Source organism: Nocardia niigatensis NBRC 100131, assembly GCF_000308655.1.
Lineage (GTDB): Bacteria > Actinomycetota > Actinomycetes > Mycobacteriales > Mycobacteriaceae > Nocardia > Nocardia niigatensis.
The window spans coordinates 354153-379812 of the sequence record NZ_BAGC01000041.1 but is presented as its reverse complement, the minus strand read 5'-3'; the positions used below and the strand labels follow the sequence as shown (position 1 = coordinate 379812).

At 68.6% G+C, this 25660-nt stretch carries 32 protein-coding genes; 27 read left to right on the top strand and 5 right to left on the bottom strand.

Annotated features, from left to right (window positions below; translation table 11 throughout):
- Positions 1 to 30 precede the first annotated feature (30 nt).
- From ffh to ON33_RS16810, 13 genes are all read left to right on the top strand, one after another.
- The gene (gene ffh / locus ON33_RS16865) at positions 31 to 1602 is read left to right on the top strand and encodes a signal recognition particle protein (protein ID WP_040859829.1); all 1572 of its coding nucleotides are present in this window, start codon (positions 31 to 33) and stop codon (positions 1600 to 1602) included.
- 63 nt (positions 1603 to 1665) lie between these two features.
- Complete coding sequence (locus ON33_RS41305; RefSeq protein WP_157184572.1) at positions 1666 to 1833, top strand: hypothetical protein; 168 nt, start codon at positions 1666 to 1668, stop codon at positions 1831 to 1833.
- Between the two features lie 45 nt (positions 1834 to 1878).
- Positions 1879 to 2151: a fumarylacetoacetate hydrolase family protein gene (locus ON33_RS16860; RefSeq protein ID WP_040859828.1), complete on the top strand. Its 273-nt coding sequence runs from the start codon at positions 1879 to 1881 to the stop codon at positions 2149 to 2151.
- A gap of 33 nt (positions 2152 to 2184) precedes the next feature.
- Positions 2185 to 2922, top strand: coding sequence for an MBL fold metallo-hydrolase (locus ON33_RS16855; protein ID WP_040859827.1), 738 nt, complete (start codon positions 2185 to 2187; stop codon positions 2920 to 2922).
- 124 nt (positions 2923 to 3046) lie between these two features.
- Positions 3047 to 4147, top strand: coding sequence for an amidohydrolase family protein (locus ON33_RS16850; protein ID WP_040859826.1), 1101 nt, complete (start codon positions 3047 to 3049; stop codon positions 4145 to 4147).
- 93 nt (positions 4148 to 4240) lie between these two features.
- Positions 4241 to 4846, top strand: coding sequence for a hypothetical protein (locus ON33_RS16845; RefSeq protein ID WP_040859825.1), 606 nt, complete (start codon positions 4241 to 4243; stop codon positions 4844 to 4846).
- A complete protein-coding gene (locus ON33_RS16840; protein WP_040859824.1) occupies positions 4830 to 5120 on the top strand; it encodes an LppU/SCO3897 family protein in 291 nt (96 codons plus the stop codon). Before ON33_RS16845 ends, ON33_RS16840 begins: the two co-directional genes overlap by 17 nt.
- Positions 5121 to 5547: 427 nt before the next feature.
- A complete protein-coding gene (rpsP, locus tag ON33_RS16835) occupies positions 5548 to 5991 on the top strand; it encodes a 30S ribosomal protein S16 (RefSeq protein WP_040859823.1) in 444 nt (147 codons plus the stop codon).
- Positions 5991 to 6233, top strand: coding sequence for an RNA-binding protein (locus ON33_RS16830; RefSeq protein WP_029930032.1), 243 nt, complete (start codon positions 5991 to 5993; stop codon positions 6231 to 6233). Before rpsP ends, ON33_RS16830 begins: the two co-directional genes overlap by 1 nt.
- A complete protein-coding gene (gene rimM / locus ON33_RS16825; RefSeq protein ID WP_040859822.1) occupies positions 6234 to 6770 on the top strand; it encodes a ribosome maturation factor RimM in 537 nt (178 codons plus the stop codon).
- 4 nt (positions 6771 to 6774) lie between these two features.
- Positions 6775 to 7458, top strand: a complete 684-nt coding sequence (trmD, locus tag ON33_RS16820) for a tRNA (guanosine(37)-N1)-methyltransferase TrmD (protein WP_040859821.1) — start codon at positions 6775 to 6777, stop codon at positions 7456 to 7458.
- A 24-nt stretch (positions 7459 to 7482) separates the two neighbouring features.
- Entirely contained in the window at positions 7483 to 7809 is a 327-nt protein-coding gene (locus ON33_RS16815) for a DUF732 domain-containing protein (RefSeq protein ID WP_040859820.1), read from the top strand.
- Positions 7810 to 7990: 181 nt separating this feature from the next.
- Positions 7991 to 10303, top strand: coding sequence for a Tex family protein (locus tag ON33_RS16810; protein ID WP_040859941.1), 2313 nt, complete (start codon positions 7991 to 7993; stop codon positions 10301 to 10303).
- 180 nt (positions 10304 to 10483) lie between these two features.
- On the opposite strand, the gene ON33_RS16805 is transcribed toward ON33_RS16810, so the two are convergent.
- Entirely contained in the window at positions 10484 to 10693 is a 210-nt protein-coding gene (locus ON33_RS16805) for a TOBE domain-containing protein (RefSeq protein WP_040859819.1), read from the bottom strand.
- Between the two features lie 166 nt (positions 10694 to 10859).
- Between ON33_RS16805 and ON33_RS16800 the strand changes: the two genes are divergently transcribed.
- The 12 genes from ON33_RS16800 (at position 10860) to ON33_RS16745 (ending at position 21711) form a co-directional block, all read left to right on the top strand.
- Entirely contained in the window at positions 10860 to 11804 is a 945-nt protein-coding gene (locus ON33_RS16800; RefSeq protein ID WP_373281040.1) for a hypothetical protein, read from the top strand.
- Between the two features lie 186 nt (positions 11805 to 11990).
- Positions 11991 to 12332 (top strand): 50S ribosomal protein L19, encoded by a 342-nt coding sequence (rplS, locus tag ON33_RS16795; RefSeq protein WP_040859818.1) that lies wholly within the window; start codon positions 11991 to 11993, stop codon positions 12330 to 12332.
- Between the two features lie 119 nt (positions 12333 to 12451).
- The gene (lepB, locus tag ON33_RS16790; RefSeq protein WP_373281036.1) at positions 12452 to 13273 is read left to right on the top strand and encodes a signal peptidase I; all 822 of its coding nucleotides are present in this window, start codon (positions 12452 to 12454) and stop codon (positions 13271 to 13273) included.
- 21 nt (positions 13274 to 13294) lie between these two features.
- Positions 13295 to 14050: a ribonuclease HII gene (locus ON33_RS16785; protein ID WP_281033219.1), complete on the top strand. Its 756-nt coding sequence runs from the start codon at positions 13295 to 13297 to the stop codon at positions 14048 to 14050.
- A 43-nt stretch (positions 14051 to 14093) separates the two neighbouring features.
- A complete protein-coding gene (locus ON33_RS16780; protein ID WP_040859817.1) occupies positions 14094 to 14399 on the top strand; it encodes a DUF2469 domain-containing protein in 306 nt (101 codons plus the stop codon).
- 86 nt (positions 14400 to 14485) lie between these two features.
- Positions 14486 to 14842, top strand: a complete 357-nt coding sequence (locus ON33_RS16775; protein WP_040859816.1) for a YraN family protein — start codon at positions 14486 to 14488, stop codon at positions 14840 to 14842.
- Position 14843: 1 nt separating this feature from the next.
- Positions 14844 to 16352, top strand: a complete 1509-nt coding sequence (locus ON33_RS16770; protein WP_040859815.1) for a YifB family Mg chelatase-like AAA ATPase — start codon at positions 14844 to 14846, stop codon at positions 16350 to 16352.
- Between the two features lie 236 nt (positions 16353 to 16588).
- Complete coding sequence (dprA, locus tag ON33_RS16765) at positions 16589 to 17806, top strand: DNA-processing protein DprA (protein ID WP_051152348.1); 1218 nt, start codon at positions 16589 to 16591, stop codon at positions 17804 to 17806.
- A gap of 209 nt (positions 17807 to 18015) precedes the next feature.
- On the top strand, positions 18016 to 19059 hold the full coding sequence (locus tag ON33_RS39700) for a ferredoxin reductase domain-containing protein (RefSeq protein WP_218001447.1): 1044 nt from the start codon (positions 18016 to 18018) through the stop codon (positions 19057 to 19059).
- Between the two features lie 85 nt (positions 19060 to 19144).
- Positions 19145 to 20068: a tyrosine recombinase XerC gene (locus tag ON33_RS16755; RefSeq protein ID WP_051152347.1), complete on the top strand. Its 924-nt coding sequence runs from the start codon at positions 19145 to 19147 to the stop codon at positions 20066 to 20068.
- Positions 20069 to 20073: 5 nt separating this feature from the next.
- Positions 20074 to 20865: an N-formylglutamate amidohydrolase gene (locus ON33_RS16750; RefSeq protein WP_040859813.1), complete on the top strand. Its 792-nt coding sequence runs from the start codon at positions 20074 to 20076 to the stop codon at positions 20863 to 20865.
- Positions 20866 to 20949: 84 nt separating this feature from the next.
- Positions 20950 to 21711: a siderophore-interacting protein gene (locus ON33_RS16745; RefSeq protein WP_040859812.1), complete on the top strand. Its 762-nt coding sequence runs from the start codon at positions 20950 to 20952 to the stop codon at positions 21709 to 21711.
- 123 nt (positions 21712 to 21834) lie between these two features.
- On the opposite strand, the gene ON33_RS16740 is transcribed toward ON33_RS16745, so the two are convergent.
- On the bottom strand, positions 21835 to 22515 hold the full coding sequence (locus ON33_RS16740) for an ankyrin repeat domain-containing protein (RefSeq protein ID WP_040859811.1): 681 nt from the start codon (positions 22513 to 22515) through the stop codon (positions 21835 to 21837).
- 32 nt (positions 22516 to 22547) lie between these two features.
- On the opposite strand from ON33_RS16740, the gene ON33_RS16735 reads away from it, so the two are divergent.
- Entirely contained in the window at positions 22548 to 22910 is a 363-nt protein-coding gene (locus ON33_RS16735) for a GatB/YqeY domain-containing protein (RefSeq protein ID WP_040859810.1), read from the top strand.
- 256 nt (positions 22911 to 23166) lie between these two features.
- Here ON33_RS16735 and ON33_RS16730 read toward each other — a convergent pair whose 3' ends face one another.
- Positions 23167 to 23673 carry a DUF1990 domain-containing protein gene (locus ON33_RS16730; protein WP_085996775.1) on the bottom strand — a complete coding sequence of 169 codons (507 nt, stop codon included), beginning with the start codon at positions 23671 to 23673 and terminating at the stop codon, positions 23167 to 23169.
- A 2-nt stretch (positions 23674 to 23675) separates the two neighbouring features.
- Positions 23676 to 24698, bottom strand: a complete 1023-nt coding sequence (locus tag ON33_RS44415) for a M23 family metallopeptidase (RefSeq protein WP_373281035.1) — start codon at positions 24696 to 24698, stop codon at positions 23676 to 23678.
- Here ON33_RS44415 and ON33_RS16725 point away from each other — a divergent pair.
- Entirely contained in the window at positions 24685 to 24882 is a 198-nt protein-coding gene (locus tag ON33_RS16725) for a hypothetical protein (RefSeq protein ID WP_157184571.1), read from the top strand. The genes ON33_RS44415 and ON33_RS16725 overlap by 14 nt on opposite strands.
- Before the next feature lie 27 nt (positions 24883 to 24909).
- Here ON33_RS16725 and ON33_RS16720 read toward each other — a convergent pair whose 3' ends face one another.
- On the bottom strand, positions 24910 to 25413 hold the full coding sequence (locus ON33_RS16720; RefSeq protein ID WP_051152335.1) for a GNAT family N-acetyltransferase: 504 nt from the start codon (positions 25411 to 25413) through the stop codon (positions 24910 to 24912).
- Positions 25414 to 25660 lie beyond the last annotated feature (247 nt).

The window sequence follows — 25660 nt, the reverse complement described above, 5'->3', positions numbered from 1 at the left end:
GAGTGACGTCCCTCGAGATCAGGAGCATCGGTGTTCGAATCCCTTTCCGACCGGTTGGCCGGTGCCCTCAAGGATCTCCGTGGCAAGGGACGCCTGTCGCCGGCGGACATCGATGCGACCGCCCGTGAGATCCGTCTCGCCCTGCTCGAGGCCGACGTCGCACTGCCCGTGGTGCGCGGTTTCATCGCCAAGATCAAGGAGCGCGCCAAGGGCGCCGAGGTCTCCGCGGCGCTGAACCCGGCCCAGCAGGTCGTCAAGATCGTCAACGAGGAGCTCATCAATATCCTCGGCGGCGAGACCCGGCGGCTGCGCCTGGCCAAGAACCCGCCGACGGTCATCATGCTGGCCGGTCTGCAGGGTGCCGGTAAGACCACCCTCGCGGGCAAGCTCGCCAAATGGCTGAAGGGCCAGGGGCATACGCCGCTGCTGGTGGCCTGTGACCTCCAGCGTCCGGGCGCGGTCACTCAGCTCCAGGTGGTCGGCGAGCGGGCCGGGGTGCCGGTGTTCGCGCCGCACCCGGGCACCTCCATCGGCGGTGGCGAGAACCCGCTGGGCGTCTCGGCGTCCGACCCGATCGATGTGGCGCGCGCCGGTATCGAAGAGGCCAAGTCGAAGCAGTATGACGTGGTCATCGTCGACACCGCCGGTCGCCTCGGCATCGACGAGGAGCTCATGCGGCAGGCCGCGGGCATCCGCGACGCCGTCGACCCCGACGAGACCCTGTTCGTTCTCGACGCCATGATCGGTCAGGACGCGGTCTCCACCGCTGAGGCCTTCCGCGACGGCGTCGGCTTCACCGGTGTCGTGCTCACCAAGCTCGACGGCGACGCTCGCGGTGGTGCGGCGTTGTCGGTGCGTGAAATCACCGGCCAGCCCATCCTTTTCGCCTCCACCGGCGAGAAGCTGGAGGACTTCGACGTCTTCCACCCCGACCGCATGGCCTCCCGCATCCTCGGCATGGGTGACCTGCTCACCCTGATCGAGCAGGCCGAACAGGTCTACGACGCCAAGCAGGCCGAGGAGGCCGCGCGCAAGATCGGCTCCGGCGAGCTCACTCTCGAGGACTTCCTCGAGCAGATGCTGGCCATCCGCAAGATGGGGCCGATCGGCAACCTGCTGGGCATGCTGCCCGGCGCGGGCCAGATGAAAGACGTCCTCGCCCAGGTCGACGACAAGCAGCTCGACCGGGTCCAGGCCATCATCCGCGGCATGACCCCCGCCGAGCGCGCCAACCCCAAGATCATCAACGCCTCCCGCCGTCTGCGCATCGCCAATGGTTCCGGCGTCGCGGTCTCCGATGTCAACCAGCTCGTCGACCGCTTCTTCGAAGCCAAGAAGATGATGGGCGCGATGAGCCGCCAGTTCGGCCTGCCGGGCGCGGGCCGCGGCGGCAAGAGCAACAAGAAGGGCAAAAAGGGCAAGAAGGGCGGCCGCGGCCCCACTCCGCCGAAGGTGCGCGGCGGCTTCCCCGGCATGCCCGGCCTCCCGGGCGGTATGCCCGCCGGCATGCCCGACATCTCCAACCTCCCCGCCGGCCTCAACGAATTGCCGCCGGGCCTGGAAGGTTTCGATCTCAGCAAGCTGAAGTTCCCGAAGAACTGATCCGCCGCAACCTGATTCGGCCCCGCCCATCCGGCGGGGCCGAACTGCGTCGGACGGTCAGTTGTGGGTGAGGTCGGGGCCGAGGGCTGGGTTACGTGGCAGGCCAGGCACCTGTACGCCGACGACGACCACTGCGCCATGGGTCATGCCGTGCACTGGTCGGAATTGTCGGTACGGTTCCTGCGTGACCACTTGGTGTCCTCCGACACGGCAGAACCGGTGATGCGATGACCGACCCCGCTCCGCTTCCTCCTCGTCAGGGCCGCACCCTCGATCGTGGCGGTCGGCGCATCGTCCGCCGGATCGACACCGCTGACGGGTGGACCACGGTCGGCGAATCAGACGGCGGCACAGCCGAACTCGTGCTCCCTCGGCGAGGCCGTCGCGCACGCCTCGCGCTCCGGGCAGCTGTTCCCGGGCGAGCTGCCGGCCGCCGGCATCCTGCCGGGCGGCAGCGGTATGGAGCTGCGCCGCTGGCTGGCTCCGGGCGACGAACTGCGCCCGGAGATCGACGGCATCGGCGTGATCGACCATCGCATCCAGCCCTGACCGACCATCGAATCCAACTCTGAGGACAGGTACGTGAAGATCGACCAGGTTTCCGATTCCGTCTACGTCGTCGCGGGCACGAACGTCAACTGGGCGTTGGTGAGTGACGAGCGCGGTGTGACCGTCGTGGACGCCGGATATCCCGCCGATACCGAGTCGCTGCTGGACTCGGTGCGCCAGATCGGGCACGAACTCGCCGATATCCGCGCGGTCCTGCTGACGCACGCGCACCTCGATCACATCGGCGCGATCCCGACCCTGGTCGAGCGCCTGGGCGTGCCGGTCTACACCGGCGCCGAGGAGGTCCGGCACGCCAAACGCGAGTACCTGCAGCAGATCACGCCCGCGGACATGGTGCGGCAGTTGCGGACCCGGCGCGGCGCGGTCTGGGTGGCGCAGACCCTGCGCGCCTGTGTCGGTCACATCGGCATGACCGTGCCGACCGCCGAAACCGCCGACGCGGACACGCTGGCGGCGCTGCCCGGCGGGTTCGTCGAGGTGCCGACGCCCGGTCACACCAACGGTCACACCGCGTATCTGCTGCCCTCGGAGGGCGTGCTCTTCTCCGGTGACGCCCTGGTCACCGGTCACCCGCTCGCGCTGGAGACCGGGCTGCAACTGCTGCCCGGCGTGTTCAACCACGACGAGGCCGGGACCCTCGCCAGCGCCCGGACGCTCGCCACGTTGCAGGCCGGAATCCTGGTGCCCGGCCACGGATTGCCGATCCGGCACGACCTGTCGACTCTGATGGGAGCCTTCGCCCAGCCATGAGTCGCAGGGCCGGTGGTGGGCGATTCCGGGGATGCGCCGGGAACGGATGTCGCCGGGGCGGGCTCTGATGCGATAGTGGACCCGGCTTGTGTCGAGACATACCGTCCAGAGCGAGGAGGCCGGCATGCGGCTGCATTTCCGCGGCGTAGTCCTGCCCGACGGCGAGTTCCGCGACGTGTGGGTACGCGACGGCGTGATCTCCGACGAACCGCTCCGCGGCGCCGACACCGTGCACGCCTCCGGCTGGATCGTCCCCGGCCTGGTCGACGCCCACTGCCATGTGGGCATCAAATACGGTGGCGGGCACGAGGACTCGGAGGGCGCCATCGCCCAGGCCGAGGTCGAGCGGGATGCGGGCGCGCTGCTGCTGCGTGATGCGGGCTCGCCCATCGACACCCGCTTCCTCGACGACCGCGAGGACCTGCCGCGCATCATCCGCGCGGGCCGCCACATCGCCCGCCCCCGCCGCTACATCCGTGAACTGGGCATCGAACTCGACGACGAGCGCGACCTGCCCGAGATCGTGGCCGAACAGGCCCGCCGCGGCGACGGCTGGGTGAAGATCATCGGCGACTGGATCGACCGCTCGGTCGGCGACCTCGCCCCGCTGTGGTCCGACGACATCCTGAAGGCCGCCATCGACGCCGCCCACGCCGAGGGCGCCCGCGTCACCGCCCACGTCTTCGGCGAGGACGCCCTTTTCGGCCTGCTGAACGCGGGCATCGACTGTATCGAACACGGCACCGGCCTCACCGACGACACCATCGCCCTGATGGCGGCGCACGGCACCGCCCTGGTCCCCACCCTCGTCAATATCGACACCTTCCCCGGAATAGCCGACAGCGCAACCAAATTCCCCAGCTACGCCGCCCACATGCGCGAGCTCCACCGCCGCTCCCGCGACACGGTAGCCGCCGCCCACGCCGCCGGCGTCCCCATCTACACCGGCACCGACGCCGGCGGCTCCATCCGCCACGGCCGCATAGCCGACGAAATCCTCGCCCTGGCCGATTCCGGTTTCACACCCCACGCCGCTCTCGGCGCCTCCTCCTGGAACGCCCGCACCTGGCTCCTCCGCCCCGCCATCACCCCCGGCGCCCCCGCCGATTTCATCGTCTACCAGGACGACCCCCGCACCAACCTCGCCATCGTCGCCCACCCCTCCTGGGTAGTTCTCCGAGGCCGCGTCTACGACCGCCGCGACCCGGTCACGGCGTATAGGTAACCGAATCCGTCACCCCGGCACCCGAATTGCCGGATCTTACGATCGCCTCCTGCGCGGCCACAGAGATCGCCGCACCCGCCCGTGGGAGGACCCATGCCCGAACCATCCGACCCCACCGCCGACCCGGCGTCCGCCCAGCCGGGCAGCCCTGCCGTCGAGCCCGCGCCCGTGGTCGAGCCCGAGCCGGTCGTGGAGCCCGTGCTCGCGGCCAAGATCGGGTCCGGGGCGGAGGCCGTGAGTCCCTGTGCCGCTCCGGGGAATCCGGAGCCCGACGCTCCGTCCGCCGACGCGTCGACTCCGGACGGCCGGCCCTGGTGGCCGATGCCGGCGATGCCGGGTGCTCCGCAGCTGGCGGGACCGGGGGAGACGCCGGGGATGAATCCCGGTTGGGGGCAGCCGGTTCCGCCGGGCATCCGGCCACCGGGGGCGACCGGATATCCGCCGCCGGACGGGGGAGTGGTGCCGCCGCACGTTGCGGACGGGATCGCGCCGGAGGCGCCGCGGCTGCGGAAGCGCCGGTGGGCGGTGTGGTTCGCGGTGCTCGCGGTCGTGATCATCGGGGCGGCCGCCGCGTTGTTCGGGTGGGTGGCGACTCGGCCGGATCCGGTGGCGTATCCGGTGGGTGCCTGTGTCTCGCTGGAGGATTCCGCCAAGCCGGTGGTGTACGGGTGCGGCGACGGTGATGGTCCAGAGCAATGACAAGACGGACCTGTTCTTCGTGGTCTGCCTGGGCCCGGCGGACCAGAGTGACGCCCGCTACGCCGTGGTCGGTGACTGCATCTACGACAACAACGCCCGCACCGGTTCGGCCGCCGACACCACCCGCATCGACTGCGGCGACCCCCGGGCCGCCTACCAGGTGACCGACCGCCACGAGTCCAACGACAACCACTGCCCGTCCGGCACCGCGATCAGCCTCACCTACAACCCGGGCACCACGACGGGCCTCACGATCTGCATGCGCCGCCGCTAGGTATGGCGATTCGCCTGCGCAACCAAAGTGAATCGGTCATGCTTCAGACGTTTGTTGTTCAACTGATGAGGAGATGACCGTGGGGTCCATCGAAGCCCTGGCGATCGATATCTTGGCCGGCCTGATCGTGAAGCTGCTGACTTCCGGGAGCTCCGGCCCCGGCCCCGTCCAGCCGTAGACACGAACGCCGCACCCAGCCCATCGAGGGTCTCCCTCGGTGGGCTGTGGTGTTTCCGGAGCCGATCCGGGGCGATTTCTTCCCGCGTGCAGCGGTCTGGCAGAATGGTCGATCGTCCTCATCGAGGACAGTGTCAGCCCGTCCCCGGTTCCGTACCGCGCGGCGGTCACAGCACTTGACGCAAAACCGGGTCCACCTCGTGTGGGCCGCTGAATTGCGACGTGACCAACCTTTGAAAGGCATCAGCTCATGGCTGTTCGTATCAAGCTGACCCGTATGGGCAAGATCCGCAACCCGCAGTACCGCGTCGTCATCGCCGACGCCCGTACTCGTCGTGACGGCCGCGCCATCGAGTCCATCGGCAAGTACCACCCGAAGGAAGAGCCCTCGCTCATCGAGATCGACTCGGAGCGCGCTCAGTACTGGCTGGGTGTCGGCGCGCAGCCGACCGAGCCGGTGAAGCGTCTGCTGGAGATCACCGGCGACTGGCAGAAGTTCAAGGGCCTGCCGGGCGCCGAGGGCACCCTGAAGGTCAAGGCCCCCAAGCCGTCCAAGCTGGACCTGTTCAACGCCGCGCTCGCCGCCGCCGACAACGAGCCGGTCGCCGAGGCCGTCACCCCGAAGAAGAAGGCCGCCAAGAAGGACGAGGCCGAGGCTGCTGAGGCCGAGGCCACCACCGAGGCTGCCGAGTAATGTCCGCCGTTGTCGCCGATGCCGTCGAGCACCTGGTGCGCGGCATCGTCGCCAATCCCGACGACGTCCACGTCGAGCTGATCACCAGCCGTCGTGGCCGGACCGTCGAGGTGCACGTGCACCCGGATGATCTGGGCAAGGTGATCGGTCGCGGCGGTCGTACCGCGACCGCCCTGCGCACCCTGGTCGCCGGGATCGGCGGTAAGGGCATTCGCGTCGACGTGGTCGACACGGATCAGTAGATGGAACTGGTCGTCGGGCGGGTCGCCAAGTCACACGGTGTGCGTGGCGAACTCGTCGTAGAAGTCCGCACCGACGAGCCGGAACTGCGGTTCGCGCCCGGCAGCGTCCTGAAGGGGAAGCTGCCGCGCGCCGAGCAGACGCGGGAATTCGAAGTGGAGTCGGTCCGGGAGCACTCGGGCCGGCTTCTCTTGCGTCTGGATGGCGTCGCCGACCGCACGGCCGCGGATGCGTTGCGAGGCATGCTCTTCGTCGTGGATACCGCGGATCTGCCGCCGTCGGAGGATCCGGACGAGTACTACGACCACGAGCTCGAGGGCCTGCGCGTCGAACTGACCGACGGCACCCTCGTCGGCACCGTCAGCGAGGTGCTGCATTCCGCTGCGGGAGAACTGCTTTCGATCAAGGCCGGGGATGCCTTCCCGCCGGCGGGCCGGGAGATCCTGGTGCCGTTCGTGCTGGCCATGGTGCCGACGGTGTCGGTGGCCGACGGCCGGATCGTCATCGACCCGCCCGAGGGCCTGCTGGACCCGGAGTAGCGGCGTGCGAATCGACGTAATCACGATCTTCCCCGAATACCTCGAGCCGATGCGAGCGGCCTTGCTGGGCAAGGCGATCGACAAGGGCCTGCTCGAGGTGGAGGTGCACGACCTGCGCCGCTGGACCCACGACGTCCACAAGGCCGTCGACGACACCCCGTACGGCGGCGGGCCGGGCATGGTCATGAAACCGACCGTCTGGGGCGACGCCCTCGACGAGGTGTGCCCGGACGACGCGCTGCTGGTGGTGCCCACCCCGGCGGGCGTGCCGTTCACCCAGGCGACCGCGCAGCGGTGGTCCACCGAACAGCACATCGTGTTCGCGTGCGGCCGCTACGAGGGCATCGACCAGCGCGTCTTCGACGATGCCGCCCGGCGCGTGCGCGTCGAGGAGGTCAGCATCGGCGACTACGTCCTCATCGGCGGCGAGGCCGCCGTGCTCGTCATGACCGAGGCATTCGTCCGGCTGATCCCGGGCGTCCTCGGCAATCAGCAATCCCACGAACAGGATTCGTTCTCCGACGGACTCCTCGAAGGTCCCTCCTACACCCGCCCGGTGTCCTGGCGCGGCCTCGACGTCCCCGAGATCCTGTTGTCCGGCAACCACGCCAAGATCGCGCAGTGGCGGCACGAACAGTCGCTGCACCGTACGGCCGAACGCAGACCGGACCTCCTACCGGAGGACTAGGTCATGCACGAAGAAGGGACAGTCATGCGTGAAACCCGGGGATTTCTCGGTGCGACACTGGCCGGGCTGGCCCTGTTCGCCGCCCTGTTCGGCGGCGGCAAGGCGGTCGCGGACAACCTCGATGCGCTCTTTCTGAGCCACCTGGGAGACCAGACGGTCGCGTCCCCGGGCTACGAGGACACCGCGGACGGACAGCATCTGATCGCCGAGGGCAAGGACATCTGCGCCCGGCTGCGCGCGGGCACGCCCGTGGTGGCGACCGATCAGTGGGGTTTCGAGAACAACCTGATCCGCGCGGCCGTCACCGTGTACTGCCCCGAATTCAAGGCCTCCCCAAGGGATCTCGGCTGATCGTGATCTTTCGCCACGCAATGGTGAACGAATCGTGCGTGGGCCTTGCACGGACTGTCGGGTGACGGCGGTAGTGTCTGCGGGCGTGACGACAGCCTCCGAAACCGTCAGCGCAGCATCCGCAGGTGCCGCATCCGCGGGTGCAACGAGCACCGTCCGCCTCGCCAGCGTCGGCCGGCGTATCGCCGACGAGCTCGGGGTGCGCGAGGAGCAGGTGCGCTCCGCCGTCGAACTACTGGACGCCGGGTCGACCGTGCCGTTCATCGCCCGCTACCGCAAGGAAGTCACCGGCGGGCTCGACGACGCCCAGCTACGCACCCTCGACGAGCGTCTGCACTACCTGCGCGAACTCGACGAGCGCCGAGGCTCGATCATCGAATCCATCCGTGGCCAGGGCAAATTGGACGACGCGCTGCACGCGCAGATCATGCTCGCCGACACCAAGGCCCGCCTCGAGGACATCTACCTGCCCTACAAGCCCAAGCGGCGCACCAAGGCGCAGATCGCGCGCGAGGCCGGGCACGAGCCCGTCGCCGACGCGCTGCTGACCGACCCGACCACGGATCCCGCGCAGTACAACGCCGAGCAGCTCGACGGCGCCCGTGCCATCCTGGTCGAGCGTTTCGCCGAGGACGCCGACCTGGTCGGTGAACTGCGCGAGCTGATGTGGGAACGCGGACAGATCACCTCGTCCGTGCGCGCCGGCAAGGAGGAGGCGGGCGCGAAGTTCGCCGACTACTTCGAATTCTCCGAGCCCTTCAGCAAACTGCCCTCGCACCGCATCCTGGCGCTGCTGCGCGGCGAGAAGGAAGAGGTGCTCAACCTGCACCTCGAATCCGAAACCGAGGAGCTCGAGGACGGGCAGCGCTCGATCTACGAGGGCCGCATCGCCATCAAGTTCGGCATCGCCGATCAGGGCCGGGCCGCCGATGCCTGGCTGCTGGACACCGTGCGCTGGGCGTGGCGGACCAAGCTGCAGGTCAGCATGGGCATCGACACGCGAATGCGGTTGCGGCAGTCCGCCGAACGCGATGCCGTCGACGTGTTCGCCGCGAACCTGCGCGACCTGCTGCTGGCCGCGCCCGCCGGCACCCGCTCCACCATGGGCCTGGATCCGGGTTACCGCACCGGCGTGAAGGTCGCGGTCGTGGACGCCACCGGCAAGGTCGTCGCCACCGAGGTCATCTACCCGCACAAGCCGCAGGGCCAGACCGAGAAGTCGCTCGCGGTGCTGGGCGCACTGGTCGCCCGCTTCAATGTCGAGCTCATCGCCATCGGCAACGGCACCGCCTCCCGCGAGACCGACGCCCTTGCCGCCGAACTGATCTCGCGCATCCCGGAGAACAAGCCCACCAAGATCGTGGTCTCCGAGGCGGGCGCGTCGGTGTACTCGGCGTCGGCCTACGCCTCGGCGGAACTGCCCGATATGGACGTGTCCCTGCGCGGCGCGGTCTCCATCGCCCGCCGCCTGCAGGACCCGCTGGCCGAGCTGGTGAAGATCGACCCGAAGTCCATCGGCGTCGGCCAGTACCAGCACGACGTCTCCGAAACCCTGCTGGCCCGCTCGCTGGGCGCGGTCGTCGAGGACGCGGTGAACGCGGTCGGCGTCGACGTGAACATCGCCTCGGTTCCGCTGCTGTCGCGGGTCTCGGGTATCTCGAACTCGATCGCCGAAAGCATTGTGGCCCACCGCGATGCCAACGGACCCTTCCGCAGCCGGGCCGCGCTCAAGGACGTCCCGCGCCTGGGCCCCAAGGCCTTCGAGCAGTGCGCCGGCTTCCTCCGCATCCGCGAGGGCGACGACCCGCTGGACACCTCCGGTGTGCACCCCGAGGCATACCCCGTGGTCCGGCGCATCCTCGACGCCAGCGGCAAGAGCGTGAAGGAGATCATCGGCAACACCTCCGCCCTGCGCGCCCTGCGCCCCGAGGACTTCACCGATGAGCGGTTCGGTGTCCCCACCGTCACCGACATCATCGCCGAGCTCGAGAAGCCGGGCCGCGACCCGCGCCCCGAGTTCAAGACCGCCGAATTCGCCGCGGGCATCGAGAAGGTCGCCGACCTGAAGCCCGGCATGGTGCTCGAGGGCGTCGTCACCAATGTGGCGGCCTTCGGCGCCTTCGTCGACGTGGGCGTGCACCAGGACGGCCTGGTTCACGTCTCGGCCCTGTCCCACAACTTCGTCAAGGACCCGCGCGAGGTCGTGAAGTCCGGCGACGTCGTCAAGGTCAAGGTCCTCGAGGTCGACGTCCAGCGCCAGCGCATCGGCCTGTCCCTGCGCCTCGACGACGAGCCCGGCAAGCCCAAACCCGAACGCGGCGACCGCGGTCCGCGCAACAACCAGGGCGGCGGCCAGCGCGGCGGCGGCAACCGCGACAACCGCCAGGGCGGCCAGCGCCAGGGTGGTCAGCGCCAGGGCGGTGGCAACCGTAACCAGCCCGCCCCCAGCGGCTCGATGGCCGACGCCCTCCGCCGCGCCGGCTTCGGCAAGTAACCGGCTCCGAACCACCCGTCCGGCCGAACCCGCATCCCGGGTCCGGCCGGACGGCTGTTTTCAAGGCCCGCAACCGGATCCGCCGGAGCGGCAAACCTATTCGGCTGATGTCGGTGCGCGCGATGAAGCGGCCGAGGGTGGTTCCGGGGTACGGATCCAGCTCGGCCGGTGGTGGGGTGCTTACTCGACGCCGAGCGAGACCTCGGTCGATTTGATCAGGACCTTGACGGGCTTGCCGTCGGCGAGACCGAGGTCATCGGCGGCCTCGCGGGTGATGGAGGAGGTGATCTCGTCACCGCCGGCGAGGCGGATGCGCACGACCGCCATGGCCTCGCCGCGGGTGACCTGGGTGACTGTTCCATCGAGTTGGTTTCGTGTACTCAGTCGCATGATCGTGAGCCTAGTCACAGGCAACCCCGTTTTCGATGGTCGCTGCGCGGTTGCTCGGTCCCGTCGCGAGTGCGGGTGATCGCTACGCGCCGGTCTCCGGCGCGGGTAGCGTGGCTGGGGTTGGCGTTCGCGCGAGGGTTCCGGAGGCGGCACGGGCATGCATGAGGTGCGTCGATGGTGGGCAGATGTCGTGGTGGCGCATGGCCGTTTGCCGCTGGCATGCCTGCTGCTGGGGTTCATCGTGGGGTTCCTGCTGATCCGAATCAGCGTGCGGCTCATCCGAAAACAGGTCCGCTGGTGGCCGGGCAACGTCCGGGCCGGGGACGTGCACATCCATCACATGGTGTTCGGCGTGGTCCTGGTGCTCGGCTCCGGCATGGGGCTGGTGGCGCTGTATCAGAGCACCGTCGGCGTGATCAGTACGCTGGCCGCGGTTTTCGGCCTCGGCGCCGCGCTGGTGCTCGACGAGTTCGCCCTCATCTACTACCTGCGCGACGTGTACTGGGAGGAGCAGGGCCGGACCTCGGTCGACGCGGTCTTCGTGGCCTTCGCGGTGACGGGGTTGCTGCTGCTCGGTTTCCATCCGCTGTGGTTGCTGGACATCGGCGAGGTGCGTGACCTCCGCTCCGACCCGAATGTGCCCGAGCGATTGTTCACCGTCGCGTTCGCGTTGATGAACCTGCTGCTGGCGGCCATCGTCATCGCCAAGGGAAAAATCTGGACCGGTCTGTTCGGTATGTTCTTCCCGCCGCTGCTCTTCATCGGCGCCCTCCGGCTCAGCCGCCCCGGCGCGCCCTGGGCCCGCTGGCGCTACGCCCCCCGCTCGAGCCTGATGCGCCGCGCCATGCGGCGCGAACGCCGCTACCGCCGGCCGATGATCCGCGCCAAGATCTTCGTGCAGGACCTGTTGGCGGGCAAGCCCGATGCCGCCCACGTCCTCCGCGCCGCCGAGGAGGAGCTGGCCCGCACCGTGGTCCCGGCCCCGCCCGCCCCGCCCTCGGCGCACCTGCACCTCATCCCCGGCTTCAAGCCCTTCGAACGCGCTGCGGAGCCGAGTTCCGTGGAGCCCGGGGCCGCGGAGCGTCCTCCGGAACCTGTCGATAGCCAATGAGTTGCCAATCGTGCGGGCCCGACCCCGATTCACACCCGGTCCGCGCGGTCTGGCACAATGCTCAGGTTGCCTTGGGCGTACCTTGCCCGGGCACCGCCCAAATATCCGGAGCACGAACCGGTAGAGCACCCTTCCCCGGGTAGCCGCCAGGTTCCTCTGTTCGCGCGAACTCCAATAAGGACGGAAATGAACACCCTCGACTTCGTCGACGCAAGCTCGCTGCGCAACGACATCCCGGACTTCCGCCCGGGTGACACGGTCAACGTGCACGTGAAGGTTATCGAAGGCAACAAGGAGCGCATCCAGGTCTTCAAGGGCGTCGTCATCCGCCGCCAGAACGGTGGCATCCGCGAGACCTTCACCGTGCGCAAGGTGTCGTTCGGTGTCGGCGTGGAGCGCACCTTCCCGGTGCACAGCCCCAACCTCGACAAGATCGAGGTCGTGACCCGCGGTGACGTGCGTCGCGCCAAGCTGTACTACCTGCGCGATCTGCGCGGCAAGGCCGCCAAGATCAAGGAAAAGCGCTGAAGTAGTCGACGCTCCCGCCGAGCCGCTGAACGGCTCGGCGCGGCCTCGGCCGTCGGCTCGCCGACAACGAGTAGCCCGGCACCGCATGGATCTTCGTGGTGCCGGGCTACTCTGTTCCGGTGGCAGACGAGAGCGAGTCGGTGACGAAGTCCGGCGATGGCAACAGGGCGCACACCCCTGAAGGTCCCGAGCCCCCTCAGCCGAAGCCGAAGAAGAAGCAACGCCCGTTCTGGCAGGAGCTGCCCATCCTGATCGGTTTCGCGGCGCTGATCGTGGCGCTGCTGGTGACCTTCATCGGCCGCCCCTACGTGATTCCTTCGCAGTCGATGGAACCCACCCTGCACGGGTGCGCGGGCTGCACCGGCGACCGCATCTACGTGGAGAAGCTCAGCTACTACTTCGGTGATCCCGAGCCGGGCGACGTGGTGGTGTTCGTCGGCCCGACCAGCTCGTGGAACAACCACTACAAGTCGATTCGCTCCTCCAACACCGTGGTGCGCGGGGCGCAGAACTTCCTGTCCTTCTTCGGCCTGGTGCCGCCGGACGAGAACGACCTGGTGAAGCGGGTCATCGCCACCGGCGGCCAGACGGTGAAATGCTGTGACGCGCAAGGCCGGATCCTGGTCAAGGACGACACCCCCGGCGCCGACTGGAAGCCACTCGACGAGCCGTACGTGAAGTTCAACAATCCTTTCGATCCGCAGCACCCCGACGTGCAGTTCAACGCGGGCGGCCGCGCCTTCCCCGAGGTCAAGGTGCCCGCCGGGAACCTGTGGGTGATGGGTGACAACCGCGCCGAGTCCGCCGACTCCCGCTACCACATGAAGGACGAGCTGCAGGGCACCGTTCCGGTGAAGGACGTGCGCGGCAAGGCCGTGTTCAAGATCTGGCCGCCGAGCCGGATGGGTCCGGTCCGGGCGCAGGACCCGCAGACGAACTGAGAATCGCGGGATAATCGACCGGTGGGGAAGATGGCGAGGGCCGCCGAGCCCGGTGTGAGCCGGAAGGCGCGCGGCGGCAAGAAGATTCAGCGGATCGACCGCGGTGACTGGCCGCCGCGCGTGGTCATGCGGCAGGCGGGCGGGCTGCGCACCCTCGAAGCCGCCCTGATCCGCAGCGGTCTGGGTCCGGTCGCGGGTGTCGACGAGGCCGGGCGCGGCTGCGCGGCCGGCCCGCTGGTGGTGGCCTCCTGCCTGCTGCCACCCAAGGCCTACACCTCCCTCGCGGGCCTCGACGACTCGAAGAAGCTCACCGAGAACGCCCGCGAACAGCTGTTCCCGATCATCAAGCGGCTCGCGCTGGCCTGGGAGGTGGTGGTCATCCCGGCCTGGGAGATCGACGCCATCGGCATCCACGTGGCCAATATCGAGGGCATGCGGCGCGCGGTGGCCGGGCTGGACCCGGTGCCCGGCTATGTGCTCACCGACGGTTTCCGGGTGCCGGGCATCCCGGTGCCGTCGCTGCCGGTGATCGGCGGCGACGCCTCGGCGGCCTGTATCGCCGCGGCCAGTGTGCTGGCCAAGGTGACCCGCGACCGCATGATGGTGCAGCTGGACGAGCAATACCCGGGCTATGGATTCGCCGCTCACAAGGGCTACAACACCCCCGAGCACAATGAGGCGCTGAGCCGCCTCGGCATCACCCCCGAACACCGCCGTTCGTGGCGAAACGTCCGGGAGACCGGCCGAGTGGCTACCGACACGGCGTATGCGGGATGATGTCTCTACACCCAGTTGGGCGATAAGGAGGACGTTCCACCCGATGAGCGCCGAGGACCTCGAGAAGTACGAAACCGAGATGGAGCTATCCCTGTACCGCGAGTACAAGGACATCGTCGGCCAATTCTCGTACGTGGTGGAGACCGAACGTCGCTTCTACCTCGCCAATTCCGTCGAGCTGCGGCCGCAGAACGCCGATGGCGAGGTGTACTTCGAGGTGCGGATGTCGGATGCATGGGTGTGGGACATGTACCGGCCGGCGCGCTTCGTGAAGCATGTTCGCGTGATCACCTTCAAAGACGTGAATATCGAGGAGCTGGAGAAGACCGACCTGCGGCTTCCCGACTAGTCCACAGGCCGCAGGTTATCCCCAGGCTCACTGTTTTCCCAGTTCGGCATGGCCGGGCCCATCGCGGGCCCGGCCATGCTGGCTGAATGGCACAGCATCTGGCGCTGGGAGCGCAGGGGGAGGAACTGGCCGCGGATTTTCTCCGCGCCGCTGGTATGGAGATCATCGCCCGCAATTGGCGATGCCGCTTCGGCGAGCTCGACGTCATCGCCCGCGACGGCGAGATCACCGCATTCGTCGAGGTCAAAACCCGCCGCACCCTGACCTGCGGCCCACCCGAGGAAGCCGTCACCTACCTCAAACAACGCCGAATCCGCGAACTCGCCACCCGCTGGCTCCGTGAACAGACGGGCCCCTGCCAGCGCATCCGCTTCGACGTGGTCGCCGTCCTCCTCCGCCCCGGCCGCACCCCGGAAATCCGCCACCTCAAGGCGGTGTTCTGAAATGCCTTTGGGCAGAGCCTATTCCGTCGCAGTCAACGGTGTAGAAGGCCAACTCGTCGAAATAGAAGCCGACATAGGCCAGGGCCTCCCCTCGGTCCACCTGGTAGGCCGCCCCGACACCACCCTCCAGGAATCCCGCGACCGCGTCCGCGCGGCCATCACGAACACGGGCGAGAAATGGCCCGACGGCCGCGTCATCCTCGCCCTGTCGCCGGCCACGCTGCCGAAGGTCGGCAGCGTTTACGACCTTGCCCTGGCCGGTGCCGTACTGGACGCGGCGGGGGCGGTCCCGTCGAACCGTCTCTCGGAGTCGGTGCTGCTGGGCGAGCTGGCGCTCGACGGGCGCGTGCGCCGGGTTCGTGGCATTCTCCCGGCGGTGCTGGCGGCTCGGAGCGCCGGTCGGCGCATCGTCATCGTCCCGACCGCGGCGCTGCCGGAGGCGGGCCTGGTCGACGGCATTCGCGTGCTCGGGGCATCGACCCTGCTCGAGCTGCTGGATTGGCTGCGGGGCGGTGGTGAGCTCGTGCCGCCGGATCCCGTCCAGCCGACCCCCGAGACCGCGATCGGGGACCTGCGCGAGGTGGTGGGGCAGGACGAGGCGCGCTGGGCCCTGGAGGTGGCCGCGGCGGGCGGGCATCACCTGCTGCTCACCGGTCCGCCCGGCATCGGGAAAACCATGTTGGCGCAACGGCTCCCGGGATTGCTGCCGCCGCTGCGCGAGCGCGATTCCCTGGAGGTGACCGCGATCCACTCGGTGGCGGGCACGCTTTCCGACGATGCGCCGCTGATCACCGCACCGCCGTTCGTGGCGCCGCATCATTCGTCGTCGGTCACGGCGATGATCGGCGGGGGTTCGGGCACGGCCCGGCCCGGGGCGGTGAGCTGCGCACATCGCGGCGTCCTGTTCCTGGACGAGTGCGCCGAGATCGGCACCAAGGTCCTCGAGGCGTTGCGAACTCCCTTGGAGGAAGGCGAGGTTCGCATTGCGCGCCGGGATGGAGTGTCCCGTTTCCCGGCTCGTTTCCAACTCGTCCTCGCGGCAAACCCATGCCCGTGCGCCCCCGCTCGCGATATCGACTGCATCTGCGCACCGCTGGCTCGGCGCCGCTACCTCGGCAAACTCTCCGGCCCGCTGATGGATCGCATCGATCTCACGGTTCAGATGCACGCTCAGGCCGCCGGAGCCTTCACCGGCGACGAGGTGGAGAGCAGTGAGGAGGTCCGCGCTCGGGTGACGGCGGCCCGGAACGCGGCCGCGAAACGATGGGTCGAACTCGGCATGACCACGAATGCCGAGGTGCCCGGGCACGTGCTCCGCCAACGCTTTCGGTTGCCCCGCGAGGCGCTCGCCCCGGTCGAGAACGCGCTCCAGCACGGCCGTATGTCGGCTCGGGGCGCCGACCGCGCGATCAGGGTCGCCTGGACTGTCTGCGACTTGAGGGGTGGCGAGGTGCCCGGCGCCCAGGATGTCCTGCAGGCATTGAGCTTTCGACAGAGAGGCGGAGCATGAGCGAGATGACGGACGACCAGGGCTCGGCCCGGCAGATCGGTTCGCACCACGAATCAGATTCGGCCCCAGTCGATGTGGCGAAGATGGGCGCGGCGGAGGAGGCCGTCCGAGGTGCTGCCGCTGCGTCCGAGGCGTTGCCGGTCTCCCGGTCTGCTGCTGTCGGCGTGACGGATTCGGGGTCGTGCCGCTCGCTGGGAGGCGGCGGGTTCGGGCGTGGGTCGGGGTGGACGGGGGCGATGCATGGGGTGAAACCGGTCGGTGGGGGCGGGGTTGGGGGTGGGAGTGCGGATGAGCGGAGGTTGGCCTGGGTGTATTTGTCTCGGGTGGTGGAGGGGCCTTGCGCGGCGTTGTCGGCGTTGATCGGGTCGGTGGGGGTGGTGGAGGCGGCGCGGGCGGTGCGGGAGTGTGCGTTGCCGGAGGTGTTGCGGGGAGCGACCGAGTTGCGGCGGGGGATTGATCGGGCGGAACGGGATCTGGCGCATATCGAGCGGCTGGGTGGGCGCGTGGTGACACCGGATGATGCGGAGTGGCCGGCTTGGCGGGTGCTGGGGTTGGGGCAGTTGGATCCGGCGCAGGATGCGGATGCGGCTGTGCCGCTGGTGTTGTGGGTGCGGGGACGGCGGTCGCTGCTGGAGACGACCGAGCAGGCGATCGCGGTGGTGGGGGCTCGGTGCAGTACCGGTTACGGGAATCATGTGACCGGCGAGATCGCCGGCGAGCTGGCGGCGCGGGGGTGGACCATCGTGTCCGGGGCGGCATTCGGTATCGACGGGATGGCACACCGGGCGGCGCTCGCCGTCGGCGGCATGACGATCGCGGTGCTCGGCTGCGGCCCGGACAAGCCGTACCCGGTTCAGCACGATCAGCTGCTGGCCGAGATCGTCGACGCCGGCCTGGTCGTCACCGAGTACCCACCCGGCACGTCCGCGCGCAAACACCATTTCCTTGCCCGAAATCGGCTGATTGCGGCATTCGCGGACGGAGTCGTGGTGGTGGAAGCCGGAATGCGCAGTGGTGCCCGCAACACGGTGAAATGGTGCCGCCGCCTGGGCAGGCCCGCGATGGCCGTCCCCGGCCCGGTCACGTCGGCCGCTTCGGTCGGCTGCCACCGCATGATCCGCGAGGGCGAGGCCTTCATTGTCACCCGCGCCGAAGACATTCTCGACGAAGCGGGCCCGCTGCGACTGTCCCTGCCGAACACTGTCCCACCCAACCCGGAGGACAACCTCTCCGGCGAGGAGGCCCTGGTCTTCGCCGCCCTCCCGACTACCGGTTCCCGGCTGCCCCGGGGCCTGGCCGCGGATACGGGCCTGCCACTGCCCGCGGTCCGGGCCACCCTGTCCGCCCTGGAAATCGCGGGCCTGGTCGCTTGCGACGCCAACGGCTGGTACCGCACCACCCAGGGAACCTCGCCCACCGCCGCCATAGTCGCCGCCCACGAACGACATCGCTGACCGGCTCTGTCTGCCCCCACGCGACCGGGGCAGACGACCGGTGCGCGGCACGGCATTACGACATGCCGCACTGAATTACGGATACGTCGATGCCGCCGAGTTCGACCGTATCGTCGAGCGAGCGGTGATGACCGGCTCCCCGACCGCGCCCCTGCGGTCACATCGTTCGGAGTCGAGGAGATGTCGGATCGGGCTGTCGGGAGGTCTTCGTGGCATTGGTTGCTCGCGGTGTTGCCTGGGTCGGCCTGTATCTCGCGGTGGCCGCCGGTCCGCTGGTGTTCGCCGTCGTCGGTCCGAATTCTCCGGGGCGAGGGTTCTGGACGGAATTCTCGATCGCTCTGGGATTTGTCGGAATGCCCATGCTGGGAATGCAATTCGCGCTGGTGGCACGATTTCAGGCGGTCGCGGCTCCGTTCGGTGAGGACGCCCTGATTCAGTTCCACCGGCAGATTTCCTACGTGGCGCTCGTCTTCATACTCGCGGTCGTCGATCGATCACCTTTCGCGATCACCTCGCACCCGTCCTCCTTCTCCTCCAGCGCCGAATACACCGACACCGTCCAGATGACGATCAAAGCACTCGGCGACTTTACTTCCCGTGTCGGCGAGCTCCGGCCGGGCACCCGCGCCTACCTGGACGGCCCGCACGGGGTGTTCAGCCCGGACCTCAACGAAGGACCCGGGTTCGTACTGATCGCCGGAGGCGTGGGAATCACACCCATGATCAGCATCCTGCGCACAATGGCCGACCGCGGCGACAGCAGGCCGGTGCTGCTGCTGTACGCGAGCAACTCGCTCGCGGGGGCCACGCTCTTCGACGAACTCGAAGACCTGGCACACAAGCTCGTTCTGACCGTCGTTCACATTCCAGAGAACGCCGATCCGGACTGGACCGGCGAGCAAGGATTCATCGACGCCCATGCTCTCCCGCCATCTGTCCGCGCAATACCTGCGCCGGCAGTACTTCATCTGCGGTCCGGCGCCGATGGTCGCCGCTGTCGAAGACGCGCTGGCGTCGGCGCGCGTACCGGCGGAGCGAATTCACACCGAGCGCTTCAACTTCGTCTGAGAGGACGACATCGTGCGCCACACCTACACCACACGCGGTGTTGTCGTGATCAGCCTGATCCTGCTCGCCGCCTGCACCTGGTTCGCTCTAGCGGTCGGCTAGCGTCGACTACGACCGATCGAACGCCGCTGTCGCACCCCGGGGATGCTGTGGTGTGGGTTGCCTGTGCCGCCACACGCCGATGAATGATCAGGCATGGCATCCGCTTTCGGAAGGGGCGCGGGCGTCCGGGTGCTTGAAATTCGGCGGGATTCGGGTCAGCGTGGGGAGATGAGTGAGCTGCCTGAGGACTTGGAGGCGTTGCTGGCCGAGTATGGGCGGCATCTGCGATTGGGGCGGAATCGGTCGGAGCATACGGCGCGGGCGTATGTGGGCGATGCGCGTGGGTTGCTGGAGCATTTGCTGGGGCGGGCGGTGGATTCCGGTGTGGGGGAGGTCGATCTGCCGTTGCTGAGGTCGTGGCTGGCGGCGCAGGCGGCGGGGGGAGCGGCGCGGACCACCATGGCGCGGCGTGCCTCGTCGGCCCGGACGTTCACGGCGTGGCTGACACATACGGGTCGGTTGGCGGTGGATCCGGGGCCGCGGCTGGGGTCGGCGCGGGCGCATCGGGTGCTGCCTTCGGTGTTGGGGCGCGAGCAGGCCAAGGCGGCCATGGAGGCGGCGGAATCGGGTGCGGCGCAGCATGATCCGATGGCGTTGCGGGATCGGCTGATCGTCGAGATGTTGTACGCGACCGGGATTCGGGTGAGCGAGCTGTGCGGGCTCGACATCGAGGACGTGGATCGGGAACGACGGCTGGTGCGGGTGCTCGGCAAGGGCAACAAGGAGCGCGCGGTGCCGTTCGGTGCACCCGCCGAGCAGGCCCTGGAGGCCTGGCTGCGGTTCGGGCGCGGCGCCTTCGCCACCCCGGAGTCGGGCCGGGCGCTGCTGCTCGGCCGCCGGGGCCGCCGGATCGACCAGCGGCAGGCCAGAATGGTTGTGCACGAGGTGGTTTCCGCTATTCCGGGCGCACCCGACATGGGCCCGCACGGTCTCCGTCACACCGCTGCCACCCACCTGCTCGAGGGCGGCGCCGACCTGCGCGTCGTGCAGGAGATCCTGGGTCACGCCAGCATGGCCACCACCCAGCTGTACACACATGTGTCGATCGACCGGCTCAAGAAGGTGCACGACCAAGCCCACCCGCGCGCCTGACCCACATGCGCATTCCCGACTCTGCCGACCTGCTGACCGGCGCCGCCGATTCGCCGGTGGTGCTGCATGTTCCGCATTCCGCCCGCACGATTCCCGCCGCCGTCCGCGCGGACCTGCTACTCGATGACCACGCCCTCGACCGTGAGCTCGACGCCATCACCGACGCCCACACCGCGCAACTGGCCGAGGCCGCCGCACGCCTGTCGCCCACCCGGCCATGGCAATTCGTGAACCGCCTGTCGCGCCTGGTCGTCGACCCGGAGCGGTTCCCGGACGAGCGCGAGGAGATGCGCGCAGCCGGCATGGGCGCGGTATACACCGCCACCACGGATCGGATACCCCTGCGCGCAGCCGATTTCGATCCGGCGCCCCTCCTCGACCGCTACTTCTACCCCTACGCCCAGGCCATGACGGATCTGGTCGCCGATCGCCTGGCGGCGGCCGGCCGCGCGGTGATCATCGATGTCCACTCCTACCCGGTCGAGCGCCTGCCCTACGAACTGCACGGTGACGGCCCGCGCCCGCCGATCTGCCTGGGCGCGGACGATTTCCACACGCCGCCCGAACTGCTCACCCGGGCCACGGAGGCCTTCGCGGACTTCGGGGGCGCGGGCGTCAACAGCCCGTTCGCGGGAACCTATGTGCCGCTGGACTTCTACGGCGCCGAACCCCGCGTCTCCGCCGTGATGGTGGAGATCCGCCGCGACCTCTACCTCCCCGAACCTGGCGGCCCACCCGGCCCCGGAATCGATCGCCTGGCCGCCGCCCTGGCCGCGCTCATCGCCGATATCCGGTGACCGACGGCCTATCGAAATACTATCGACGACCTATCGGAACTCATGCTAGCGTCACTTAGGTAATCCTAATTATGGAGGTGTCCTTTGGCACGCACACGCATCACGCTGGTGGTCCAGAACACGATCCGCTTGACCGATCACCTGATCCGCGTCCGCCTCGGCGGCCCCGGCTTCGCGTCCTTCCAGACCAACGACCGCACTGACGCCTACGTCAAACTGGTCTTCCCCGGCGCCGACGGCGACACCGTGCGCACCTACACCGTGCGCGAGGTGGATCCTGCGGCGCGGGAGATCGCCATCGACTTCGTCTACCACGGTGACGAGGGCGTCGCCGGGCCGTGGGCCGCCGCGGCACAGCCGGGCGACACCATCGACCTGATGGGCCCGGGCGGCGCCTACGCCCCGCGCGCCGACGCGGACTGGCACCTGCTGGCCGGCGACGAGTCCGCGCTTCCCGCCATCGCCGCGGCCTGCGAGTCCCTGCCCGCCGATGCGGTCGGCCGAGTGTTCGTGGAGGTCGCGGGCCCCGCCGACGAACTCGCCATCGCGCACCCGGAGGGCGTGGAGCTGACCTGGATTCACCGTGGCGAGGCCGAACCGGGTGAGCGGCTGGCCGCCACCGTGCGCTCCGCGCCCTGGCGTGAGGGGCAGGCCCACGTCTTCATTCACGGTGAAGCCCAGGCCGTCATGCACGACCTGCGTCCCTACATCCGCAAGGAGCGGGCCGTCCCCGCCGAGTGGGCGTCCATCTCCGGTTACTGGCGCCGCGGCCGCACCGAAGAGGGCTTCCGCCGCTGGAAGTCCGAGCTCGCCGAACGCGAAAAGGCCATACCCGCAGGCATTTAACCGGTCCGCTCCTCCCGGCCAGGGTGCTCCCGCGGCCCGCCCGCATCTGCGGCGGGCCTCCGGGCCCATCCAGAGCGTTCCGGCAGCGCATAGCGCACGCCGCGGGTCTCGCTGCGTGAGGGATCAGGCAAATCCCTCGTCGACGAGCTCGAATCCGTTGGGGCGGACAATATGTCGTTGCCCGGATCCGCCGACGACGCGGCACCAGCTCTCGACCGTCAGCTCGGGTGTTTCGCCGGGGCGAGACAGTTCGATGCTGAACCCGCCGTACATACCGGGTACGGCCATCCACATCGACGGCGTCTCGACCTCGGTGAGTGGACCGAGTTGCGGCAGCCGCATCCGTATTTCGCGGACGAAATCGTAGGCCCGGCCGGTGATCACGGCGTGCAGAACGTGTTCGAGCTGATCGAGCTGCGGTTGCGGAACCGCGTGGCGCACACGCGGAGTGAGGATCGCCAGCAGATGCTCATGTCCGCGTTCAGCGGCGATGTCGAGGGGTGTCTGACCGATCCCGCAGCGCAGGGTGCGCCACGCACCCAGCTCGATGAGTCGCTCCGCGACCGCCACCGGACCGCCGTGCCAGGCCACCTGATGCAGCGGTGCATAGCCGGACGGCCCGCCGACCCGCGTCGAATTCACCACGTCACCAGGCGCCCTCAGTGCCCGAGGCCCCTCCGTCATGAGGTTCAGGACCTGATCCCAGTTTCCGATCCGCGCGGCATCGGCGATCGCGTCCATGTGCCCGACTACCGGCTCGGACAAAGCCTTTCGATCCCGTGCACCCCACCACCGCAGCCCCATGCGCGACACCCTAGCGGGTAGCGTCGATGATCATGACGACCGCATCCGCGCTGCGTGAACGCCTCCGTGCCGCCCTCCCCGTCGCCATGAAGGCCCGCGACCGCAATGCCACCGCGGCTCTCCGCTCGGCGCTGGCCGCCATCGACAACGCCGAAGCCGTGGACGCATCCGATATTCGCGCCGGCGCCATCGAGAACAGCGCCGTCGGCCTCGGCGCCGCCGAACGCCCCCGCCGCGCCCTCACCGAATCCGAGATCGCCGACATAGTGCGCGCCGAAATCAACGAACGCCTAACCGCCGCAGCGGAATACGAATCCCTCGTCACCGGCACCGACCGCGCCACCTCCCTCCGCGCCGAAGCCGCCGCCCTCACCGCCCACCTCACTGACGACTGAGATCACTCACCTCGTGGACGACTGAGTTCGCCCGTCTTGTGGGTGGCTGAGTTCGCCCGCCTTGTGGATGACTGAGGTTGCCCGTCTTGTCGATGACCGAGTTCACCAACCTCGTGGGTGGCTGAGGTTGCCCGCCTCACGAACGACTGGGCCGCCCGGCTCGTGTGGTTGAAGTCGCCCGTTTCGTAGATGGTTGAAGTTGCTCGTCTCGCGGCTGGGGGGGTCGCATCACACATGGACGACCGGGGTTGCGCACTCAGCGGGGGCGGATCGTTCCGATGTACCGGTGCGCAAACCAGCGCTGAATAAGCCGCACGACCGGTCCCCCGACGCGGGTGTACCAGGCGCCTGGTTTCGAGAACGCGGCGACGATGCCGTAGACCGAGTCATCGGCCGGGTCGTATTCGACCGCGAACAGTTCCTCACCGCTTTCGGGATGGCCGGGCAGCGTTCCGTAGGCGAAGCCGCGTCGATCCGGCTCGTCGAGCACATAGACGACTCGGCACGGCGCGGTCACACCGATCGGCCCCAGCCCGAGACGCACCGTCAGCTCGGTTCCGGGTTCGGCAACCGGTGTGGTCGCGGTCTGGAAGATCCCGGTGCCGCGCTGCATCCCGTAATCGAGAACCTGCGCGGCCGCCTGCTCGAACAGCCTTCGTCCGGAACCGATCCGGCGGCGCAGCCGGAAATGGTGATAGCCCGGCGGGAATTCGCCCTCGGTCGCGCCGACGTCGGAGTACGTGAAAGGCACCTGCTGCGACATGATCACCATCTTTCCTCGGTTTCCGGCAGTCCGTTGTGCGGTGCTACGACAGGCCGAGATGCCGCCGCTGAACGGCAGCAGCGGAGAGAACTCGCTCCACGGTCCTGCTTGTGGTCGGCGACTCGCCTCGCCGGCGACCGGGGATCATGGCGGCCCAGAGATCTTACGGACATGGTCGTCCGCTTGTCGTTGGCTCTGATCGAGGCGCAGGCGTGCGGGTGGGTCGCGGCGGCGCGAACACATTGGTTCGCTGATCCGATCGTGGCCTCGTGCGACATGGCGGTGAGGACTCCACATCGAATCGGAGCCGACTGCGCCTCAGCGATGAATGGCGGAACGGTGCCTGCCACAGCAGATTCGGAAGCTACTCGGTGGCCGACCCCCAGCACGATGCGGTTCTGTTGGCTCACAGGGTTTTCGTTCCTCACGGGGGTTGAAATCGCCGCGGCAGCGAGCGGCTTCAGCCGGATAGGCGTGCGGTGCAGCAGTCCGAGCGGGTCGAGGTATTCGCGGTTGCGCCGGGCGCCCCAGTGCAGGCAGGGGGAGCAGGTGGGGTGGCCGGGTTCCAGGAGGCCGATCGGATCGCCGCGAGTCAGCCTGCGGCCCACCGGAATTGACGCTGTGACCGGCTCGTAGGTGGTGCGCAGTCCGCCTGGATGATCAATCGAGACAACCGGTTTGCCGGCGACGGTTCCAGCGAAGACAACGATGCCGTCCCCGGCCGAGAGGACCGCCTGCCCTTGGGACGCAGCCAAATCCACGCCGCGATGCCCGGGCAGCCAATCGTGTTCGGGTTTGTCGAACGCGCGCACCACCTCGGGCCGCGGACGCAGCGGCCAGTCGAAGTCACCGCCGGGCGCCGCCGAACTCATGGCAGCCGACGGGACACCGCACAGCCCGATCAGCCCGGCCGCCCCGGCTCCGGCCATCACTTTGACGAGCAGTCTGCTCGTGCGTTGTGCACGCGATACGGCTCGCGGGATATGCGCGTCCGGCACGGTCCGAAAGACCGTGCGGGCACTCATGGGCGACCCGATCGGGATGGTCGCGCACCCCATGGTCGAGGCCCTCGTGAAGCCCGAGGTCGCGACGGCGGTGCTCCGGGTGGGCGAGGCGCAAGCAAGGGGTCTGTGCGGTGCAGTAGGCATGGAAGTCAGCCTGCGCCCCGGTGACGCGGTGGTCGAGAGGGCTTACGGCGAGTGTGGATGACACGACCACTTGTGAACAGCACGAATGTCAGTCGCGGGGCCGTTCCAGGGCGTAGTGGATCATGGGCCCGATCACCCCCGGAACCGTCTCGAAGGGCCGCATTCCCAGGCGCTCGACGACAGCCCGCGACGCGGTATTGGCTTCGTCGATCTCAGCCAGAACGCGGTCCAGCCCGAGCGTCTCGAACGCGTGGCTCAGGACGGCCGCAGCGGCCTCGCTCGCCAGTCCCCGGCCCCAGCAAGCAGGGCTCGAGCTGTAGATGATCTCCAGGTCGCTCCCGCCGTCGAGTTCGCGCAATCCGGCCGTGCCGAGCAGCGGCCCGCCAGAGTTTTCGCGGATCGCCCAGAGCCCGAAATTCGCGGCGGCGAAACCCTTTTCGGAATTCGTGATGATCTGCGCCACCCGATCCGCCGAGAGCTTTTCCCCGTCGTAGAGGAATTCGCGGACGCGAGGGTGGTGCCAGAGCGCTACAAGTTCCGCGTGATCGCTCGCGCACACCGGTGTCAGTACCAGTCGCCCGGTTCGGAGCATTTCCCCACGGTAGGCTGCTGACCTGCGGTTGTACATCTGGTTATCACCTGTCCCAAGGCCCCGATTTCGGTCTGAGCCCTCCGCTGCGTAAACTGATCCAGCGGTTTGCGTGAACGCAGACCGACTTCGCGCGCCCACAGTGAGCGTCGCCGGCTGGTCCCCCTGATTCGTTTTCGGAGGGTTCCGGTGGCCGTGAGCGCCAGGGCAGGGATCGCCGATTCCTGTGTCAACCAGCAACGAGAGGAAG